The sequence below is a fragment of the Mesorhizobium sp. M0898 genome, assembly GCF_040319695.1.
In the GTDB taxonomy this organism is placed as follows: domain Bacteria; phylum Pseudomonadota; class Alphaproteobacteria; order Rhizobiales; family Rhizobiaceae; genus Mesorhizobium.
Genome location: NZ_JAMYOE010000074.1, coordinates 1 through 18,999, shown reverse-complemented (window position 1 = coordinate 18,999; position 18,999 = coordinate 1). Strand labels below are relative to the sequence as shown.

16 protein-coding genes and 6 pseudogenes are annotated in these 18,999 nt (G+C 60.8%); 8 read left to right on the top strand and 14 right to left on the bottom strand.

Annotation, left to right across the window (positions count from 1 at the left end; translation table 11 throughout):
- The 4 genes and pseudogenes from tnpB to NKH90_RS34970 all read left to right on the top strand — a co-directional run.
- Positions 1–288, top strand: a 288-nt coding sequence (gene tnpB, locus NKH90_RS32900; protein ID WP_352823360.1) for an IS66 family insertion sequence element accessory protein TnpB, incomplete at its 5' end; no start/stop codon positions are given.
- A 73-nt stretch (positions 289–361) separates the two neighbouring features.
- Positions 362–1,966 carry an IS66 family transposase gene (gene tnpC, locus NKH90_RS32895; RefSeq protein WP_352823358.1) on the top strand — a complete coding sequence of 535 codons (1,605 nt, stop codon included), beginning with the start codon at positions 362–364 and terminating at the stop codon, positions 1,964–1,966.
- A 19-nt stretch (positions 1,967–1,985) separates the two neighbouring features.
- Positions 1,986–2,330, top strand: a pseudogene (locus tag NKH90_RS32890) (ISL3 family transposase); the annotation flags it as partial.
- Positions 2,312–2,532, top strand: a pseudogene (locus tag NKH90_RS34970) (hypothetical protein). The pseudogenes NKH90_RS32890 and NKH90_RS34970, both read left to right, overlap by 19 nt.
- Positions 2,533–2,825: 293 nt before the next feature.
- Here the strand turns inward: NKH90_RS34970 and NKH90_RS32885 are convergent.
- Positions 2,826–3,857, bottom strand: coding sequence for an IS110 family RNA-guided transposase (locus tag NKH90_RS32885; protein ID WP_352707609.1), 1,032 nt, complete (start codon positions 3,855–3,857; stop codon positions 2,826–2,828).
- A gap of 132 nt (positions 3,858–3,989) precedes the next feature.
- On the opposite strand from NKH90_RS32885, the pseudogene NKH90_RS32880 reads away from it, so the two are divergent.
- Positions 3,990–4,533 (top strand): annotated as a pseudogene (locus NKH90_RS32880) (sigma-54-dependent Fis family transcriptional regulator); the annotation flags it as partial.
- Here NKH90_RS32880 and NKH90_RS32875 read toward each other — a convergent pair.
- The 4 genes and pseudogenes from NKH90_RS32875 to NKH90_RS32860 all read right to left on the bottom strand — a co-directional run.
- Entirely contained in the window at positions 4,427–4,927 is a 501-nt protein-coding gene (locus tag NKH90_RS32875) for a PhzF family phenazine biosynthesis protein (protein ID WP_352707613.1), read from the bottom strand. The pseudogene NKH90_RS32880 and the gene NKH90_RS32875 overlap by 107 nt on opposite strands.
- Before the next feature lie 378 nt (positions 4,928–5,305).
- Positions 5,306–6,946, bottom strand: coding sequence for an MFS transporter (locus NKH90_RS32870; protein WP_352508245.1), 1,641 nt, complete (start codon positions 6,944–6,946; stop codon positions 5,306–5,308).
- Between the two features lie 43 nt (positions 6,947–6,989).
- Positions 6,990–7,258: pseudogene (locus tag NKH90_RS32865) on the bottom strand (hypothetical protein); the annotation flags it as partial.
- Between the two features lie 5 nt (positions 7,259–7,263).
- Positions 7,264–7,440 (bottom strand): annotated as a pseudogene (locus NKH90_RS32860) (transposase); the annotation flags it as partial.
- 25 nt (positions 7,441–7,465) lie between these two features.
- Here NKH90_RS32860 and NKH90_RS32855 point away from each other — a divergent pair.
- From NKH90_RS32855 to groL, 3 genes are all read left to right on the top strand, one after another.
- Positions 7,466–7,603 (top strand): hypothetical protein, encoded by a 138-nt coding sequence (locus NKH90_RS32855; protein ID WP_352707606.1) that lies wholly within the window; start codon positions 7,466–7,468, stop codon positions 7,601–7,603.
- Between the two features lie 235 nt (positions 7,604–7,838).
- A complete protein-coding gene (gene groES / locus NKH90_RS32850; RefSeq protein WP_352823354.1) occupies positions 7,839–8,135 on the top strand; it encodes a co-chaperone GroES in 297 nt (98 codons plus the stop codon).
- Between the two features lie 65 nt (positions 8,136–8,200).
- On the top strand, positions 8,201–9,865 hold the full coding sequence (gene groL / locus NKH90_RS32845; RefSeq protein WP_352775666.1) for a chaperonin GroEL: 1,665 nt from the start codon (positions 8,201–8,203) through the stop codon (positions 9,863–9,865).
- 735 nt (positions 9,866–10,600) lie between these two features.
- Here groL and NKH90_RS32840 read toward each other — a convergent pair.
- From NKH90_RS32840 to NKH90_RS32800, 9 genes and pseudogenes are all read right to left on the bottom strand, one after another.
- On the bottom strand, positions 10,601–11,830 hold the full coding sequence (locus NKH90_RS32840) for an acyl-CoA dehydrogenase family protein (protein ID WP_352823351.1): 1,230 nt from the start codon (positions 11,828–11,830) through the stop codon (positions 10,601–10,603).
- Between the two features lie 44 nt (positions 11,831–11,874).
- Entirely contained in the window at positions 11,875–12,645 is a 771-nt protein-coding gene (locus NKH90_RS32835; RefSeq protein WP_352707032.1) for an ABC transporter ATP-binding protein, read from the bottom strand.
- Positions 12,646–12,673: 28 nt separating this feature from the next.
- A complete protein-coding gene (locus NKH90_RS32830) occupies positions 12,674–13,558 on the bottom strand; it encodes an ABC transporter substrate-binding protein (RefSeq protein WP_502898898.1) in 885 nt (294 codons plus the stop codon).
- On the bottom strand, positions 13,488–13,997 hold the full coding sequence (locus tag NKH90_RS34965; protein ID WP_502898896.1) for a hypothetical protein: 510 nt from the start codon (positions 13,995–13,997) through the stop codon (positions 13,488–13,490). Before NKH90_RS34965 ends, NKH90_RS32830 begins: the two co-directional genes overlap by 71 nt.
- Before the next feature lie 96 nt (positions 13,998–14,093).
- Positions 14,094–15,140, bottom strand: a complete 1,047-nt coding sequence (locus NKH90_RS32820) for a branched-chain amino acid ABC transporter permease (RefSeq protein WP_502898897.1) — start codon at positions 15,138–15,140, stop codon at positions 14,094–14,096.
- Between the two features lie 11 nt (positions 15,141–15,151).
- Entirely contained in the window at positions 15,152–16,033 is an 882-nt protein-coding gene (locus NKH90_RS32815; protein ID WP_352823345.1) for a branched-chain amino acid ABC transporter permease, read from the bottom strand.
- A gap of 7 nt (positions 16,034–16,040) precedes the next feature.
- Positions 16,041–16,808 (bottom strand): ABC transporter ATP-binding protein, encoded by a 768-nt coding sequence (locus NKH90_RS32810; protein WP_352823343.1) that lies wholly within the window; start codon positions 16,806–16,808, stop codon positions 16,041–16,043.
- Positions 16,808–18,228, bottom strand: a pseudogene (locus tag NKH90_RS32805) (LLM class flavin-dependent oxidoreductase). Before NKH90_RS32805 ends, NKH90_RS32810 begins: the two are co-directional and overlap by 1 nt.
- Positions 18,229–18,381: 153 nt before the next feature.
- The gene (locus NKH90_RS32800) at positions 18,382–18,957 is read right to left on the bottom strand and encodes a flavin reductase family protein (protein ID WP_352823341.1); all 576 of its coding nucleotides are present in this window, start codon (positions 18,955–18,957) and stop codon (positions 18,382–18,384) included.
- Positions 18,958–18,999 lie beyond the last annotated feature (42 nt).

Genomic DNA, 18,999 nt, shown 5'->3' with positions numbered 1-18,999 from the left:
CGAAGTTCTACGAGCAATATCAATACGATAAAGTCGTCCGACTGCCCGGACTCTGACAAGGGGATGCATTATGAAACGAACTGCGCGGACAGGATCAAGATCGTCTGGTGGGACGGCAGCGGCGTGTGTCTTTATGCCAAGCGGCTGGATGAGGCGAAGTTCTGCTGGCCGCGGATCGGCCACCACCGGGTCCAGCTCAATCATGCTCAGCTCATGGCTCTGGTTGACGGAATGGACTGGAAACGGGTTCGAACGGAGACCGTCAGGCGGCCGCAATCGGTTGGGTAAAACCCTGCGGCATGATGAATCAGGGAGCTGAAAACGCGGGAAAATTGCCCGCGAATATGCTCTGATTTTGGCCATGTCGGCACCCGATCTCGCGCTCCCGGACGACGTTGACGCGCTCAAGGCGATGGTTGTTGCCATGGCCGAAAAAGCCGCCGGTCTGGAAGAGCGTAATGCCGATCTCGAAGCCCACAATACGCATCTCGAGTTGGTCAACAAGAGCGCCGAGGAGCGGATCGCACGACTGACGGCGGTGGTGAAGATGCTGGAGCGGTCGCGCTTCGGCAGCCGCTCCGAAAGGTTGCGGGCCGGTGCGCTGAGCGAGGAGCAGTACGCTCTGGTCTTCGACGAGATCGAAACCGGCGTGGCGGCCATCCAAGCGCAGATGGAGAAGTCTGCGGGCGGCTCGAAAGCGAAGCGCGCCTCGCGCCCTCGCAAAGGCTTTGCGGCCCATCTCGAACGGATCGAGGTGGTCATCGAGCCCGAGACGCCTGCTGGCTGCGAAGCGCTGGAAAAGATCCTGATCGGCGAGGACGTCTCCGAACGGCTCGATGTCACCCCGGCGAAGTTCCGGGTGATCGTCACGCGTCGCCCCAAATATGCCTACAAGGGTTGGGACGGCGTCATCCAGGCAGCCGCGCCCGCCCGCATCATCGAAAGCGGCATTCCGACCGAAGCGCTGCTGGCGCAGATCGCGGTGTCGAAATACGCCGATGGCCTGCCGCTCTACCGCCAGGAAGCGATCTATGCCCGCGATCAGGTCGAGATCGACCGGTCACAGATGGCGCAGTGGATGGGCAAGCTCGGTTTCGAGCTCGAGCCGCTCGCCGATTACGCACTGACCCGCATCAAGCAGGGGGAGCGGGTCTTCGCCGATGAGACCACGCTGCCAACGCTGGCGCCGGGATCTGGCAAGGCCAAGACGGCCTACCTCTGGACCTATGTCCGCGATGATCGGCCCTTTGGCGGCAGTGGACCGCCCATTGTTGTCTATCGCTTCGAGGACAGCCGCGCCGGCGAATGTGTTGCCCGTCATCTGGACGGCTATCGCGGGATCCTGCAAGTCGACGGATACGCCGCCTATAACCGGCTGGCCCGATCCGATCGGGGCAACGACGGCGTGACGCTGGCGGCGTGCTGGTCGCACGTGCGGCGCAAGTTCTACGAACTGCATGCCGCAGGCTCCTCCGTTATCGCCTCGCAGACGGTGGCGCAGATGGCCCCACTGTGGGCCGCCGAGGAGGCCGTACGCGGCCAGGACCCGGCAGTACGGATAACTGCGCGTCAGGAGAAATCCGCCGCCGTCGTTGCCGCTCTCTTTGCGCTGTGGGAAAAGGAGCTGCCGAAGCTGTCGGGAAAATCGAAGCCCGCCGAGGCGATCCGCTATGCGCTCGGCCGGCGTGCCGCGCTGGAGCGCTTCCTCACCGACGGCCGCATCGAAATCGACTCCAACACCGTCGAGCGCGCCATCAGGCCACAGACAATTACCCGAAAGAACAGCCTCTTCGCTGGCAGCGACGGCGGCGGACGGACATGGGCCACCATCGCCACGCTGCTGACCACCGCCAAGATGAACCAGGTCGATCCGCACGCCTGGCTCACCCAGACCCTCGAGCGCATCGCCAATGGCTGGCCAAACAGCGCTATCGAGGCGCTCATGCCTTGGAACTACCATCGCTGAACGGCATCAGCTACCCGCTTACGACCGACTGCCGACGGTTGCTTCCCCTTATGCGCGCCGGACGACAAGGGTCGTGGAGATTGTCGGCCTGCTCGGCCATAGCACGGGCAGCCGTCCTGGCGAGCGCCTCATGCAACGGCTCGGCATGCCGGTCAGCGACGACACCATCCTGCGGCAACTGAAGCGTGATGCCGCGGTTGCTCACTGCGCCTCCGAGATCCGGGTGGTTGGCATCGATGACTGGAGCTGGCGACGCGCGACACGATACGGGACCATCATGGTCGATCTCGAGCGTCGCTCGGTTGTCGACATTCTGGACGACCCCAGCGTCGATAATGCAGCCAGGTGGCTGCGGAACCATCCCTTCTCGCAGAGCAATTCGGATTGGCCCCTTCGGACTTCGGACGCGAGTTCCGCACCGGAAGCGAACGGTTCCGGATCACGGCATCGATCCAAAGCGGCCACGCTACTCGATCTCCGCTGAGCGAATTCCCGACCGCAGAGGATTCAAATTTGCCCCCGAAAATGTCGCCATGCTCCTCCAACCCGAGGAGAGCAAGCCGTGAAGTTCTCCGATTGTTCCGCAAGTTGGCCAAAATCGCATATGTGGAACGGCCCGCTTGGCAAGATATTTCCTCATGTATTTCCCAAATATGGACGGTGCAGTCATATGTCCGGCCTGTTTTCTGGCAGCCACGGTCACGATGAGATCCGCGGAGCAAATCGCCTAATCAGCTTCTCGCGCTGTAACGCGCCTGCGATTTTGCGGTCTGATTTGCTTCGGGATGTCGTCCCGTTGGGTCATCACAATTGGCACCTTGCCTGCCTCTCCGACCGACTGGCCAGAAAGCTCTAAAACCTAAGCTTGGGCGATCATCTTCGCTCCTCTATAGTTATCGCCGTGAACGAGAAGAGCCCAGATGATGCGCGCGATCTTGTTTGCGAGAGCGACCGCGACAACCTTGAACGGGCGGCGCAATATCATCGCCGCTATCCATGGTGATGCCTGGAGGCCACGACGGGCGAGCTTGAGGACCGACGTTGCTCCAGCGACAAGCAGCGTGCGCAATTGCTGGTTTCCGCGCTTTGAGATCGAACCGATCCGTTCTTTTCCTCCGCTGGAATGTGCGCGTGGTGTCAACCCAATCCAGGCAGCAAAGTCCCGACCGGTTTTAAAGCCGGCAGGATCAGGGACTACTGCCCGGACGGTCGCCGCAATGATCGGACCCACGCCGGGGATCGCCGTCAAGCGTCGGGCGTTGTCATCTTTTCTTATAGCCTCAAGGATTTTTCGATCGAGCCTTTCAATGCGTGCCGTCACGGTCTCGATTTGCTCAACGAGCTCTTCCAAAGCCATTCGCGCTGCACCCGGCAATCTCAGGTCACTGTCGTCGCGTACTATGGCGGCAAGGCGGACGATTCCGACCAGACCGGTCGCCCTGACAATGCCCAGTTCGGCAAGATGAGCTCTCAGGGCATTGATTGTTTGAGTGCGCTGGCGGATAAGCAAATCTCGCGCTTTGAGCACCATTCCGGCAGCCTGCTCGTCCTGTGTTTTTACCGGAACATAGCGCATGGTCGGCCGCGTGACTGCCTCGCAGATAGCTTCAGCGTCTGCAGCATCGGTTTTGTTGCGTTTGAGGTAGGCCTTCACGTGCGCGGGTGGCATCATCCGAACCGTATGACCCAGGGCCTGAATTTCCCGAGCCCAATAATGCGCGCTGCCACAAGCTTCCATACCCACGAGGCAAGGCTGCAACTTGCGAAAGAAGTCCAGAACCTGCGACCGACGCAGTGTACGGCGTACAATCACGGGTCCTTCTTCGGCTATGCCATGAACTTGAAAAACGGATTTGGCCAGATCAAGCCCGACTGTGGTAATCTTCTCCATGGAGCGGTCCTTCCTTTTTGTGGCGTTTCAACACGACCACGTTAGGCATTCGATGCCGTTTGAGAAGGGCCGTTCCACCTCATCAGCTTCGGGCCGAGTAGGCCTTGTCTGGGAGGAGGACGCGTGGCTGGCCCAGCCCGGCCCGCGGAAGCCTATATCGTTCCCGAAACACAGCTTCGCGAACATCGCGAGCAGTCCGAAAGACTGATCGCGATCGCCCGTAGCGGCCTGGAAACGCTTTTCAAGCAGGTGGCGGGCCAGAACTATGTATTGTATTGCTCCTGGCAAACGCAAAGGGCGTAACCGTCGACTTCCTCGGCGATCCGCTCTTCATGGACAATTGCGCTCGGCGGGGCTCTATCTCGGCTCCGAGTGGTCGGAAAGCCGCACCGGAACATGCGGCGTCGGCTCCTGCATCAGCACCGGCGAGGCGATGACCATCCATCAGACTGGCCATTTCGATACGACCCATACGCCGCTCTCCTGCACTGCCGCGCCGATCTTCGACACCAATGGCGGATTGGCTGCCGTGCTGGACATTTCCCTGCTTCGCTCCCCGCAACCGAAGGTCAGCCAGAACCTGGCGCTGCATCTGGTGACGGCCTCCGCGCGAAGCATCGAGCTTGCCAATCTGATGGCGCAGACGCACTCCGATTGGGTGCTGCGCTTTTCCCGTCCCGTGCGCCGCAACACCCGGATCGAGGCGTTGGCGGCGATGCATTTGGCCGCGTATGTCGAGACACAACGATGCACCCCTGCTCTCGGCGACCAGGTCCTCGGCTGTCTTCAGCTGGCGAACACCGTCCCATACGATGCCTACATGAACCAGCCGGCTTTCTCCTCGGACACAAACTCTTCCCCTTGGCGCCGTTGCCCGCACCGGCCAGCACAAAAGCCCCGCTGATAGTCGGATGACCCGCAAACGGCACCTCCAGCGTCGGCGTGAAGATACGCACCTGAGCCGTGTGGTGCGCATCGGCCGGCTGCAAGACAAAGCTCGTCTCGGAGGAGTTGAACTCCGGTGCAACCGCCTGCATCTGATCAGTTGTCAAGTTGTCCGAACCGAGCACCACTGCTAGCGGATTGCCGCCGAACCGCGTTCGCGTGAAAACATCAACGATTTGATAGGTCAGCAACAAGGGCCTCTCCCACAGCCTTTGTGTGGTACGAGCGGCATTGGCTTAAGCCAGTCAAATCAGACATTTCGCCGACAAAGCAGGCCCAGCCGTCGAACGCGCACCATTTCAACACGAACTCAAATACTGGGAAGCTCGCGGTTATGGCCCTGCCTCGCTTCAGCGAGGTCGGCCCAACAGGGCAGGTTCGAGATGAGCCCGCCAGCAACGCTCGAGATCAAACGTTAGTGCGTGTCACGCTCACTGGCGCGCGTTCAGGCCAAAGCCCAGGGGTGATCGCGTCTGTTCATCGGCTAACAGCTCATCACGACGTCACCTCGGAGGACGAGAAAAGACTGTTGAGCGGGTACGAGCTGCCTCGGTCGTTCGTTCGATCGAAAGCACTGTGTGCGGAGGAAGTTCGCCATCATGCAGCGCGAGAAGATGTTCGTCTGCTTCCTTATCCGCGGCCGTGAGCCGATGGTTCAGACGCAGAAAGTCCATCCAGGTGGGCGTGCGGAATGTCTCTGTCCAAACCGAAGGCGTTTGAAGGTTTCGTTGGAGCGTCCAGTTTCGTGCGCCGGCACGGCTAAGAGCGTGCCGCTTTGTGCGCATGCAGCCGAGAAAGGCGTCGATATTCTTCTCGGATATGAAATAGTCGACCTTGGCAACGATCGGGCCACTCCTTGGCTTCAGATCGAGTGCCAGCTCGGGTGCGGGAAAATCCGAACTTTCCTGATCCGTTTCTTCCCATGGACGTATCGGCAACAGTATCCCCGCTGCTGCAACCAGCAACAGAGCCCCCGCGGCACCCTCCAAAGCCCAGGTCAAGGAGTAGTTCTGCGCGACGGACCCCCAGATCCAGCTGCCGGCGGCCATACCGCCAGCGCTCAAGGCGTAGTAGATCGAGAGCGTGCGGCCGACTACCCACCTTGGGCTTGCCAACTGCACCGACACGTCAATGCCCGTCCAGGTGATCAGCCAACCCGCGCCCCCGAGCGCCATAAAAATTGCTGCCACAGCGACCGACGAGGTCAGTGCCAGTGAAAGGCAACATGCTGCGCAAGCGACAGAGGCGAACGCCACCAGCCTGTTTTGAGACGTGATCCGCCTCAGGAAGCCGTTGCTCATGCCCGCGATGAAAGCGCCTATGCCGAAGCCGGCCAACAGAATACCGTAGACGATCGGCCCGCTTGCCAGCTTGTCCCGGACGACGAGAGGCAGCAGCGCGAGGATGGAGATGCTTGCCAAGCCGAAAAGGGCTGCACGGGCGATCGCCGACCTGATCTCCAGGGAGATCACCGTGAAGCGCACTCCGTCATGAATCGCCATCGTCATTCTCTCACGAGGGAGAGGCGAAGAGCGAACTTGCCATTTGGTGCGCCATATTGCGCTTAGAGGCGCCACATCACTCAGCGCGGCCAAAGCGAAAGCGGCCAGCGGTCCAAAGAAGGCCAGGATCACGCCCCCCAAAGCCGGACCAACGCTGCGCACAATGTTGTATCCGACAGACATAAGTGTCACAGCAGCCGGAATGTCGCGCTTGTGGAGGATATCGCCCACGGACGCATGCCAGGCCGGATCAGTTAACGCGAAGCCGCAGCCAGCCAGGAAACCCAATCCGAGTATCAGCCAAGGATGGACAAATCCCAGACCCACTGAAACCATCAGCGTCGTTGATGCCAATGCTATCAAGCAGTGCCCCGCAAACATCACCCATCGGCGGCTGAAGTTGTCGGCGATGGCTCCCGCGAGGATTGAGAGGAAGAATACCGGTAATGTGGATGCGGCCTGCACGAGCGCGACCAACAGATCCGAAGCCGAAATGGTGACCATGAGCCAACTGATGGCGACTGTTTGCACGAGCCATCCCAGGCTGGATATCTGTGTAGATATCCAGATCGAACGAAATACCTGGTTCCGAAGCGGGGCGAGCGTCGTTGGAACGGACGGATGAGGATTTTCGTGCTGCACGTTTTTTTACCTTCGAGGAGCCGATTGTTTAACACGGCTGCCACTATTGCCTTTTAGTCTTTACGATGTTGAGCAATGCGTCAGTACTTTCAGGCATGACCGAGCACTCGCTTCCGCATGCTCTAAGTTCACCCTTGGGCCCGACATATCGGTTTAAGATGACGCGCTCAATCCCGAGTTCTTAGCAGAGATCGGGGTCGGAAGTGTCGCATTGAGCCACATAGCAGACTGCGCGGGGCGAATATCCGTCTTGGCGAGCGCGAATTTCCTGCCTCCTTTGCGGCCGCGCGCCCCGGCTGCGGCGTGTCCGGCCAACCTCGCCAGTTGAAGTAGGTCGTCTGGCTGATTCCCGCCCGCCGACAGATCTCCGCGACAGGAATCCCGTCTGCTCCCTACTTCAAAATAAACGCCTTCTGCGCGTCCGAAAACTTCGATGCCTTCTCCGCTCCTCCCCGCCAAGGGACGCTACCGCGGAAAGCTCCACTTTCGAACAGTCCAGTTTTCAGGGGTCAGAGCAGCATGATCTGCTTCCTGATGCGCGCCGACCCGGAGGATATCCGCGCGGCGCTCTTCGCCGAAAAGTCACTGGGCGAACTGCCGTTCAGGCCCTTCCCCTCCGGCCACACCAGGCAGGCGCCGCTGGCGGAGATGTCTTGAGCCGGAGGGGACGAGCTACTGGCAGCAAAGATGCAGAAAGAGCTTTCTCCTGACATAAAGAGGCCTGCTGCTTCCGCGCCGATTCCAAATCTTTTGCTCCTCGGCCGTCCCTATTCCGTCTTGACTAGTACGAACCTACTACCTATCTCACGGTCGCGTTAGCACTCGCCACAGGCGAGTGCTAACCACGCTCCGGCAACGGAGAACCGTTCAACAGCACCAGGGACATCCAAAAATGGCAAAGTCGAATTTCCGGCCGCTGCATGACCGCGTGGTCGTTCGCCGCGTCGAGTCCGAAGCGAAGACCGCCGGCGGGATCATCATCCCAGATACCGCCAAGGAAAAGCCGCAGCAAGGCGAGATCATCGCCATCGGTTCCGGCGCCCGTGACGAGGTCGGCAAGCTCGTCCCGCTGGACGTCAAGGCCGGCGACCGCATCCTGTTCGGCAAGTGGTCGGGCACCGAAGTCAAGCTCAATGGCGAAGACCTTCTGATCATGAAGGAAGCGGACATCATGGGCGTCATCGGCTGACACGCCGCCGCCTTTCATCCGCACCATCCAATCTGAATTTCGGGCGAAATGCCCAGGAGTAAAAAATGGCTGCCAAAGACGTAAAATTCTCCCGCGACGCTCGTGAGCGCATGCTGCGCGGCGTCAACATCCTCGCCGACGCGGTGAAGGTCACGCTCGGCCCCAAGGGCCGCAACGTCGTCATCGACAAGTCGTTCGGCGCACCGCGCATCACCAAGGACGGCGTCACCGTCGCCAAGGAAATCGAGCTTGAAGACAAGTTCGAGAACATGGGCGCGCAGATGGTTCGCGAAGTTGCTTCGAAGACCAACGACATCGCCGGCGACGGCACCACCACCGCGACCGTTCTGGCACAGTCGATCGTCCAGGAAGGCCACAAGTCGGTTGCCGCCGGCATGAACCCGATGGACCTCAAGCGCGGCATCGACCTCGCCGTCGCCGACGTCGTCGCGACGCTGATCAAGAACGCCAAGAAGATCAAGACCTCGGAAGAGGTTGCCCAGGTCGGCACCATCGCCGGCAATGGCGACGTTTCGGTCGGCTCGATGATCGCGGAAGCGATGCAGAAGGTCGGCAATGAGGGCGTCATCACGGTCGAGGAAGCCAAGACCGCCGAGACCGAGCTCGAAGTCGTTGAAGGCATGCAGTTCGACCGCGGCTATCTCTCGCCCTACTTCGTCACCAACGCCGAAAAGATGGTTGCGGATCTGGAAGACGCCTACATCCTGCTCCACGAGAAGAAGCTCTCCAACCTGCAGGCCATGCTGCCGATCCTCGAGGCTGTCGTGCAGACCTCGAAGCCGCTGGTCATCATCTCGGAAGACGTCGAAGGCGAGGCCCTGGCCACGCTGGTCGTCAACAAGCTGCGTGGCGGCCTGAAGATCGCTGCCGTCAAGGCGCCGGGCTTCGGTGATCGCCGCAAGGCCATGCTGGAAGACATCGCCATCCTCACCGGTGGCCAGGTCATTTCCGAAGACCTTGGCATCAAGCTCGAGAATGTCGGCCTCGACATGCTCGGCCGCGCCAAGAAGGTGTCGATCTCCAAGGAGAACACCACCATCGTCGACGGCGCCGGCAAGAAGGAAGAAATCCAGGCCCGCGTCGCCCAGATCAAGCAGCAGATCGAGGAGACCACCTCGGACTACGACAAGGAGAAGCTGCAGGAACGTCTCGCCAAGCTGGCGGGCGGCGTTGCCGTCATCCGCGTCGGCGGTGCGACCGAAGTGGAAGTCAAGGAAAAGAAGGACCGCGTCGATGACGCCCTCAACGCGACCCGCGCGGCCGTCGAAGAAGGCATCGTTCCCGGCGGCGGCGTCGCCCTGCTGCGCGCTTCGCTGGCCATCACCGTCACCGGCGCCAACTCCGACCAGACCGCCGGCATCGCGATCGTGCGTCGCGCGCTGCAGGCTCCGGCCCGTCAGATCGCGGCCAACGCCGGTGCGGAAGCATCGATCGTTGCCGGCAAGATCCTCGAGAACAAGGGCGCGACCTTCGGCTACAACGCCCAGACCGGCGAATATGGCGACATGATCGCCATGGGTATCGTCGATCCGGTCAAGGTCGTGCGCACGGCTCTGCAGGACGCGGCCTCGGTCGCCGGCCTGCTCGTCACCACCGAAGCCATGATCGCCGAGGCTCCGAAGAAGGAGTCGGCTGGTGGCGGCATGCCGGGTGGTATGCCCGGCGGCGGCATGGGCGGCATGGGCGGTATGGGCGGTATGGGCTTTTAAAGGTCCTCGCATCTCGACAATTTCGAAAGGGCGGCAAGGAATGCCGCCCTTTCTTCGTGCCCATTGCGCCGGTTGTCGGCGACCCGCAAGCCGGGGTATAGGGTTGTGCTTATGTTTGGACGGATACTGCCTTTTTTCCTGGGGCTGGCTTTACTGTTGGGCAGCGGCTGCGCGCGCAGCGATGATGGTGCGGTGGTTATTCCGAGATCGCTTGATGCCAGGCGATTCTTTGACAAAGAGCCGCCATCCCTGCAGCAGCCACAGATCGAAACCAGCGTGTTTCCGGTTGCGCCACAGGAGCCGGAAAGGCTCGAGCCGCGCCGTGCGGCAAGTCACAAGACATCAAACAGACGTGCATCGCGGGTCGCAAGTCCTCCGCTCTCCTCTTCCGAGCCGCACAAGCTGCTTGTCTGCAAGAACGTCAGCGAGCCCGGCAAGCGGTACCGTGTGGTTTGCGAATAGGGCACTTGGTTTGGCCAGCGTTCTACGCTCAGAGGGTCGCGGCGCCTTTCCGGATGAGGTTGTCCAGAGCGCCGACCCCTTCGGCGACAGGTGGGAAAATTCACGTATCGCCGAAGGAGATTCGTCGGCGAATTTTTGTTAATCTATAATGCGAGTAGATTTTGATTTGTACCCGCGTAGATCAAATGATTATTGCCCAGAGACGGCCTGTAAGTAGGCCGTGTCGACACCCGGGATTTGCCAGCGCATCGCGCTGAAGGTCGTGTGCATGGCTTACAACGGGCTGTGCCCGATCCGCCACTGATATGGTGGTGGCGTGCCGTTGACTGCGTAGTCGCCAACGATGCGATCCTTATAGATGCGTGGGTTGTGTGACGACAGGGTACGAGCATTGCGCCAATGACGATCGAGGCCAATCGGTTTCCTGGTCGAGGACGCACCCAGCGCATCGAAGATGATCGTCGACGCTTCAAGAACCAGATTCGTAACGACCGTCACCGCTTGCGACGTCTCGAGTTCGGCGATGGCGTTGGCCTTTTCCTCGGCATCGGCATCGCCGGCAAAGTGTGCCTGATAGGCGCGTTCGATGGCTTGCGCGACCTGCAGAACGATGGCGCCAGACGCATAGGCGTTGCTGCGAATACGGCCGACGACCTGAAGCACCTGCGGATCCTGGCTCGAGCGCGAACCGGCGGCATTGGAGTATGAGCGCTTGCGCGCGGCAACGGCGGCAGCGGTCTCGTTGGCCATCGCCCGACCGATACCGGCCAGCGTAGCAAGATGCACCAGTTGGTAGAAGGCAGCGCCATAGCGGAACTTGTCATCGTCGACGACGACATCGTCCGGGTCGACTGTGGCGTCGGTAAAGATGGTGGTGCCGCTGGCCGTGAGCGTTTGGCCAAACCCGTTCCAGTCGTCGATGACATCGACGCCCGGATCGTCGCGACGCACTTGCAAGACGATGCCTTCGCCGTCAAGCCCCGTCGCGCCGACATCGATCCAGTCGGCAAACAGCGAGCCGGTGGTGTAGTATTTGGTGCCGTTGAGCACCAGCCGGTCGCCCTTCTTCGAGATGCGGGTCGAGAAGACGTCCTGTTTGGCATCGCCGATCTCGGTCCAGGCATTGCCGGCGATCTCGCCGTGGGCAATGCGCTCGGTCCAGCGTTTGCGGCTCTCGCCGGCCGTCTTGTTGACGACATCCTCGACAAACCCAAAATGACCGCGCAGCGCCTGGGTGATATTGGAATCGGCCTCCGACAGTTCGATCAGGATGTTGGCCAGCTCAGGCAGCGTCGCGCCAAGACCACCTTCGGCTTCGGGTATACGCAGCGCGCCCAGACCCGCCTGCTTCAACTTCGCAATCCCCGCCACCGGCAGTTCACGGTTGAGCTCCCGCTCGACCGCGCCGGTGGCGATCTGCGCAAATATCGGCCGGAACCGTTCGGCCAGTGTCTCATAGCGAGCGCCGGGGCCTGCACCCCATGCAGCATCGATCTGTGTCATTCGCATTTTCCTGGAGTTGGCCTCACCCGGTGCGGGCGAGGCTGTCAGTGTGGTTTGGCGGCATTGGCACCGCCCAGGTAAAAGTCCTGGACATCCTCACGGGCTCGCAGTTCCTCTGCCGTTCCCGACAGAACGACGCGCCCGTTTTCAAGGATGTAGCCGTAGTCAGCGTAGCGAAGCGCGAGATTGGCGTTCTGCTCGGCAAGCAGGAAGCTGACGCCCTGCTCGCTGTTCAGGGTGCGGATTATCTCGAAGATTTCCTGCACGATGATCGGCGCGAGCCCCATTGACGGTTCATCGAGCAGCACAAGGCTCGGCTTGGTCATCAACGCGCGGCCGATGGCCAACATCTGCTGTTCGCCACCGGAGGTCAGGCCGGCCTTGACCTTGCGCTTATCCTTGAGGCGCGGAAACCATGTGTAGATCCGTTCGACGTCGCGCTGCAGGTCTGCCCTGCTTGGCTTGCGGACGAAGCCGCCCGAGAGGATGTTTTCTTCGACCGTCAGTTGGGCGAAGCAATGGCGGCCTTCCAGCACCTGCACCACGCCTTTGGCGACGAGCCGAGACGCCGAGAGGCCGCTGACCGGCTCGCCCTGCCAGACGATGCTGCCTCGGCTGACTTTGCCGCGCTCAGGTCCGAGCAGATTGGAAACCGCCTTCAGCGTCGTTGTCTTGCCCGCGCCATTGGCGCCGAGCAGGGCAACGATCTTGCCCTGCTCGACCTTGAGCGACACGTCGCGCACAGCAAGGACCGCCTGACCATAGAGCGCTTCCATATTCTGGATATCGAGGAAGCTTTTTGCTGCAATGGTCATGGATCAATCCTGTCAGTGCGGTCTGGTGTCAGTTCGTCGCCACGCGGGGCTGGATGCCCTTTTCCTTGGCGTAGGCGGCAGCCTTTGCCTTGATGACGTCGGCAAACAGCGAAGCATCGGCCTTGATCCAATCGGTCCTTGTGTCCCAGGACTGACCGTTCCATTGGATGATCTTGGCGGCGATGGTTTCGCCCTTGTGGTTGTCTATGGAGGTTTTCAGCGGACTGATGAGGCCTTCCGCGCCAAGCTCGGCGATCCGCTTCTGATCGATGTCGAGGTTTTCGAGCGCCCACTGGCCTTCGGCGGCGGTCAATGGCCTGTTACCGAATTTCTTATGGCCGGTGCGCAGCGCCTCGACGAAGGTGATGGCTTCGATCACGCCGTAATTGTAGTAGACCGTGCCGAACTTCGAATTGTCCTTCAGGTCGGACTTCCCCTTGTCGAGAATATTGGCCTTGAGCGTCTTCAGGATGGTGTAGTTGGTGCCCGGCGGGAAGACGGAGACGGCGAGATAACCCTTGGCGGCAGCGCCCGCCGGACGGGCGTCGTCTTCCGAACCGCTCCAGATGTCGCCGATGATCCGATCGGCGGGGAAGCCGACACGGGCCGCTGTCTTGATCGCCACCGGCGTCATCACGCCCCAGCCGCGCAGAAAGACCCAGTCGGCGTTTGCACGGCGGATCTGTTGCCACTGCGTCTGCTGCTGTTCGCCGGGATGCGGGACCGGGATCTGGATATCTTCGAAGCCATATTTCTTGGCGAGGATGCCGAGCGGCTCGATCGTATCGCGGCCATAGCCGCTATCGTGATAGAGCGTGGCGATCTTCAGCCCCTTGAGCTTGTCATAGCCGCCGGCCTGCTGGGCGATGTAATCGACGATGATCTGGGCTTCGCTCCAGTAGTCGAACACCAGCGGATACTGGTAGGGAAAGACGCGACCGTCGGTGGCGATGTTCTGGGCCACCGCCAGGGCTGACGATCGGGATCTTGTCGATGCGAGCCTTGTCTGTGAGGGCCACATCGAGGCCGCTCGAATGCGGATAGCCGTTATAGCCGTTCTTGTAGCGCTCGTAGCATTCGATGCCGCGCTCGATCGTGTAGGCCGTCTCGCATTCCTGGACCAGGATCTTGACGCCATCGACGCCGCCTTCGACCTCATTGATGTAGGGGAGATAATCGATGTTGCCGGCACCGAAAGGAATGAACGATGGGGCATAAGGGCCGGTGCGATAGGTAAACAGCGGATAGAGCTGTTGGCCGGTGCCGTCTTCGGCGAAGGACGCGCTGCTCATCAGCGTTACAGCCATCGCGGCAGCGGCCGCCAGCGACATGGTCTTGGTTAGCAATGACATGGTGCAACCTTTGGTTTGAGTGGTTTGGAGAAAGTGACGACCGATGCTTGGGAGGAGGCGAAAGACCCGGCGCCGAGGTGTTTCGTCTGTCTGAGTTCAGTTGGATGATCGTGCTCGCGAGCGAAGGGCTTCCACGCCGCGCCTTCCCAGGCTCGACAATCCATCCGGTTCCTTGACCAGCAGCACGATGATGATCGTGCCGAAGATGATGTGCTGCAGGTTTGCCAGCGCGCCCTGATCGCCGAGGAATGACAAATCGATAACCAGCGACAGCCGATCGAGCAGGATCGGCGTCAGCACGATGAAGGCGGCGCCGAGAAAGTTGCCGAAGATGGTTGCCACACCGCCGATGATGACGATGAACAGGATCTGGAACGATTCGAGATTGAACGCATGCGCGTCCGAGGTGCCGAGATATCCGAAGGCCCAGAGCGCGCCGGCGATGCCAAGGAAAAACGAGCTTATGCCGAAGGACAGCAGTTTGCGGCGCGCGACGCGAATGCCGATGACCGAGGCAGCGACATCCATGTCGCGGATCGCCATCCATTCGCGGCCGACCCGGCTTTTGACGATGGCGAATGCCAACGCGATGAGCAGCGCCGTGGTTGCAATCACCAGATAGTAGCGGCCGGTGGCCGACTGGAGATCGTAGTCAAGGATCTGCAGTCGAGGCGCCGAGATGGTCAGCGACTGGCTGTCATTCGAAAACCAGCTGAAATTGGTGAACAGCCATTCGAACAGAAACTGGGCGCCCAGCGTCGAAGCGCCGAGATAGAAGCCCTTGATGCGCAGCGACGGCAGCCCGAAGATGACACCGGCAGCAGCCGCGATCAGGCCGGCAAGGATCAGGACGACCGGCAACGGCAAGAACGGTGCGCGCAGCAGCAGATTGTAGGTCGAGAAGGCGCCGATTGACATGAAGGCAGCCGAACCAATCGACACAAGCCCCGTATAACCCATCAGCAGGTTCAGGCCGATCCCGGCAAGCCCCATGATCACCGTCGGGATGATGATCGAGCTCAGCCAGTAATCGTCCGCAAGGGCCGGCACGGCGAAGGCGGCGATCAGGCCAGCGACGATGGCGATGGTGCCGACGCCAAAGGCGGGCCGGCGGAGCGGCTCGGACGGAGCGGATTCCTGCAGCGTGGTCACGATCAGACCCTTTCGATTTCGTGATCGCCGAACAGGCCGGCCGGACGCACTAGCAGGAAGCCGATCGCGAGGATGTAGGCAAACCAGGTGGAGACGCTGCCATTGACCAGCGGGCCGATATAGATGTCGGCCAACGCCTCGGTGGCGCCGACAAGCAGGCCGCCGGCGATCGCACCCGGGATGGAGGAGAAGCCGCCGATGATCAGCACCGGCAGCGCCTTGAGCGTGACCAGCGACAGCGAATATTGCACGCCCTGGCGCGATCCCCAGACAAGGCCGGCAACCAGCGCCACGATGCCTGCGACGCTCCAGACGATGCGCCAGATGACGGGCAGGCGGATGCCGATCGACTGTGCCGCAAGCGTGTCGGAAGCCACCGCCCGAAGCGAGATGCCCATGCGCGTCTTGTTGAAGGCGATAGCCAGCGTGGCGACCAGCGTCACCGCGATCAGCGAGGCGATGATGTCGAACTGGCTGACATAGATGCCGGCAACCTGTACGGCGACATCGGGGATGCCGAGATCGAGCATGTGAACATCCATGCCCATCAGCAGTTGGGCAAAGCCCTCGATGACATAGCTCAGTCCCAAAGTGGCCATGAACAGGGTCAACGGATCGCGATTTCGCAGCGGCCGCAGCACCAGCCACTCGATCAGCATCGCCATCACCACCATGACAAGTGATGTGACGATGAAGGCCAGGACGAAGGGCATGCCTTTCTCGGTCAAGGTGACGAAGGTCAGCGCCGAGAAAAGCAGCATCGAGCCTTGCGCGAAATTGAAGACTCCGGATGCCTTGTAGATGAGCACGAAGCCGATCGCGACGAGTGAGTACATCACTCCGGCAAAAAGACCGCTGACCAGTGTTTCAAGGAAATAGGACATGAGTTCCTCAGTGAACCGTGCCGAGATAGGCGGCTATCACGTCGGGGTTCTTGCGCACCTCGTCGGGTGCCCCGTCCGCGAGCTTGCGGCCATAGTCGAGCACCACCACATGGCTGGCGAGGTTGAGCACGATGCCGACATCGTGTTCGATCAGCACCACGGTCGAGCCGAAGACGCGATTGACCTCGCGGATCACGCGGCTCATCTCCTTCTTCTCCTCCTGGTTCATGCCGGCCATCGGTTCGTCGAGCAGCAGCAGCTTGGGGCCGGAGACCAGTGCCCGTGCGAGATCAACACGTTTCTGCAGCCCATAAGGCAGGGTAGAAACGATGCTTTCCGCATGGCGGTCGAGCCCGAGGAAAGCCATGGTGCGCTCGGCGCGGGCAAGAAAACCGCGGCGCTCGGCGCTGTCCCTGCCCAGCCGGAAGATGTTTTCCAAAAAGCTGGCGGTGCCATGACGAGAAAGGCCGGCCAGCACGTTTTCGCGCACCGACAGGCGCCGAAACAACGCATTGTGCTGGAAGGTCCGGCCGATGCCGAGATGGGCTGCCTTCTGCGGATGGATCGCCTCGAAGCGCAAACCGTCGAAGACAATGTCGCCGGCGTCGGCGCGATAGACGCCGTTGATGACGTTGAGAAGCGAACTCTTGCCGGCGCCATTCGGGCCGATCAAGGCGCAGATCTCACCCTTGGCAACGCGGAAGCTCAGCGCATTCAGGGCTCGCACACCCTTGAAGGACAGCGAGACATCGTGGAGGTCCAGCAGATTGGCCATCACGCATTCACGGATTTCAAGCGGGCCACCGAGGCGCGTTCGGCTTCGCGGCGCTTGACGGCTTCGATGTCGCGGTACCCGTCAGCGGGATGCGTCGTGGGAAGATAGGGGCCGTCGCCGAACAGCTTCTCGCGCAGCGTGCCGGGCTTGTAGGCCGTGGGATAGACGCCGCGCTTCTGCAATTCCGGTACGAGCAAGTCGACGGCGGCCTCGAAGCTTTCTGGCGTCACCGCATAAGCAAGGTTGAAGCCGTCGACATCGGTTTCATCGACCCATTCCTGCAGGATGTCGGCGATGGTGCCGGGCGAGCCGACGAAGACCGGCCCGACGCCGCCAATGCCGCCCCACTTCGCCAGCTCCTCGACGGTCCAGGCCTTGTCCTTGCCGGCGAAATGCTCGACCATCGAAACGATCGCATTGGTCTCGACCTTCTTGAGCGCGTCGGTCGGCGCATACTGGCCGAAGTCGATGCCGCTCCAGCCGGACATGAACACCAGCGAGCCGTCATAGGACGTATAGCTCTGATACTCCTCGAAACGCTTCTGGGCCTTTTCGTCCGTTTCGTCGATGATCAGTGTGGTGAGGTTGTAGATCAGAACTTTCTTCGGATCGCGGCCGGCAGCAGCGGCCTTTTGACGGATTTCGGCAACATAGGCCTTGAGCAGCGATTTGGTCGGCGCGCCGACGAAGACGCACTCGGCATGCGCAGCGGCGAAGGCCTTGCCGGGACCGGAGGCGCCCGCCTGATAGAGCACCGGAGTGCGCTGCGCGACGGCTCGGACAGATGGTAGCCAGGCACTTCGAAGAATTTGCCCTTGTGGCCGATCTCGTGAACCTTGCTGGGGTCGGTGAAGATGCCGCGGACCGGATCACGCCGCACCGCGCCCTCTTCCCAACTGCCTTCGAACAGCTTGTAGAGCACCTCGACATATTCGGTGGCGACCTCGTAGCGGTTGTCATGGCTTTTCAGGCCGGCCTGGCCAACATTCTTAGCGCCGCTTTCCAGATACGAGGTAACGATGTTCCAGCCGACGCGGCCCTTGGTGTGATGGTCGGCGGTCGAAAGACGGCGGGCGAATGTGTAAGGGTGTTCGAACGAGGTCGAGGCGGTAATGCCGATGCCGAGATGTTCGGTGGCAAGCGCGATCGGCGCAGCGAGCTGCAGGGGATCATTGACTGGAATCTGCGCCGCTTGCTCGATCGCGTGGTAGTTCGAACCCTTGTATACGTCGTAATAGCCGATGACGTCGGCGATAAATATCCCGTCGAAAATACCGCGCTCGAGCGTTCGAGCCAGATCCTGCCAGTAATCCAGATCCTTGTATTTCCAGGACTTATCGCGCGGATGCCTCCACAGGCCTGGGGATTGGTGGCCAACGCAATTCATGTCGAAAGCGTTGAAGCGAATATGCCGACCCATCCGTCACTCCTTTGATAGCCCTGTCAGGCGACTGCGGGAGGAAACTACCGGCAAGGCGAGCGCGGATTAAGATATAAGATATTTTCCTAGATTTGATGGAGAATTATTGTTCTGTCCTTAGGTCGGATCGTGGTACCCATAAGCGGCGCGGACTCACGACGATCCATATGTGCCGTGATGATAGATCAGCGCTGGCCGGGGTTCGCCGCTCACCACATGCCGGACGCTGCCGAGGATCAGCGCGTGGCTGTGACGAACAATCGTCTCCTCGACTATGCAGTCTACGGCGGCAAGCGCGCCGTCGAGTGCCAGTGCGCCAGTTGCAAGACTGGACCAGCAAGCGCCATCATAGCGCGCAGACCCCTTCAGGCCGCCGCGCCCGGCGAAGCGGTCGGCAATCCCAATTTGGTCGGCACGCAGCACATTCACGCAGAAATGCCGGTACCGGCTAATTGCTGCCCATGTCGACGAACTCAGGTTGATGCTGACGACCATCACCTCCGGTTCGACCGATAAGGAATGGGCGGTGGTAACCGTTGCGCCGGTGCGCGCCTCGCCAATACCTGCGGTGACCACGGAGACGGCTCCGGCCAGGTGTCGCATCGCAAATTTCAGCGGAATCCGGGTTTCCACCAGGGGAACGCGTTCGGTCAGTGTCATCTGGACAGCCTCAAGTGTTTGCAGCGTCACGACGCCTTGCGACGCAACGCCGTTTGGTATCCCAACCATTGGTGAATTTCGGCGGCGATGCGCTCGGCATGTGCGGTGACT

Bases quoted from the DNA above. Each gene is read 5' to 3' on its own strand.
- tnpC (WP_352823358.1), top strand. From the start codon at position 362: ATGTCGGCACCCGATCTCGCGCTCCCGGACGACGTTGACGCGCTCAAG.
- NKH90_RS32885 (WP_352707609.1), bottom strand. From the start codon at position 3,857: ATGGAGAAGATTACCACAGTCGGGCTTGATCTGGCCAAATCCGTTTTT.
- NKH90_RS32855 (WP_352707606.1), top strand. From the start codon at position 7,466: ATGATCTGCTTCCTGATGCGCGCCGACCCGGAGGATATCCGCGCGGCG.
- groES (WP_352823354.1), top strand. From the start codon at position 7,839: ATGGCAAAGTCGAATTTCCGGCCGCTGCATGACCGCGTGGTCGTTCGC.
- groL (WP_352775666.1), top strand. From the start codon at position 8,201: ATGGCTGCCAAAGACGTAAAATTCTCCCGCGACGCTCGTGAGCGCATG.
- NKH90_RS32840 (WP_352823351.1), bottom strand. From the start codon at position 11,830: ATGACACAGATCGATGCTGCATGGGGTGCAGGCCCCGGCGCTCGCTAT.
- NKH90_RS32835 (WP_352707032.1), bottom strand. From the start codon at position 12,645: ATGACCATTGCAGCAAAAAGCTTCCTCGATATCCAGAATATGGAAGCG.
- NKH90_RS34965 (WP_502898896.1), bottom strand. From the start codon at position 13,997: ATGTCATTGCTAACCAAGACCATGTCGCTGGCGGCCGCTGCCGCGATG.
- NKH90_RS32815 (WP_352823345.1), bottom strand. From the start codon at position 16,033: ATGTCCTATTTCCTTGAAACACTGGTCAGCGGTCTTTTTGCCGGAGTG.
- NKH90_RS32810 (WP_352823343.1), bottom strand. From the start codon at position 16,808: ATGGCCAATCTGCTGGACCTCCACGATGTCTCGCTGTCCTTCAAGGGT.
- NKH90_RS32800 (WP_352823341.1), bottom strand. From the start codon at position 18,957: ATGGTTGGGATACCAAACGGCGTTGCGTCGCAAGGCGTCGTGACGCTG.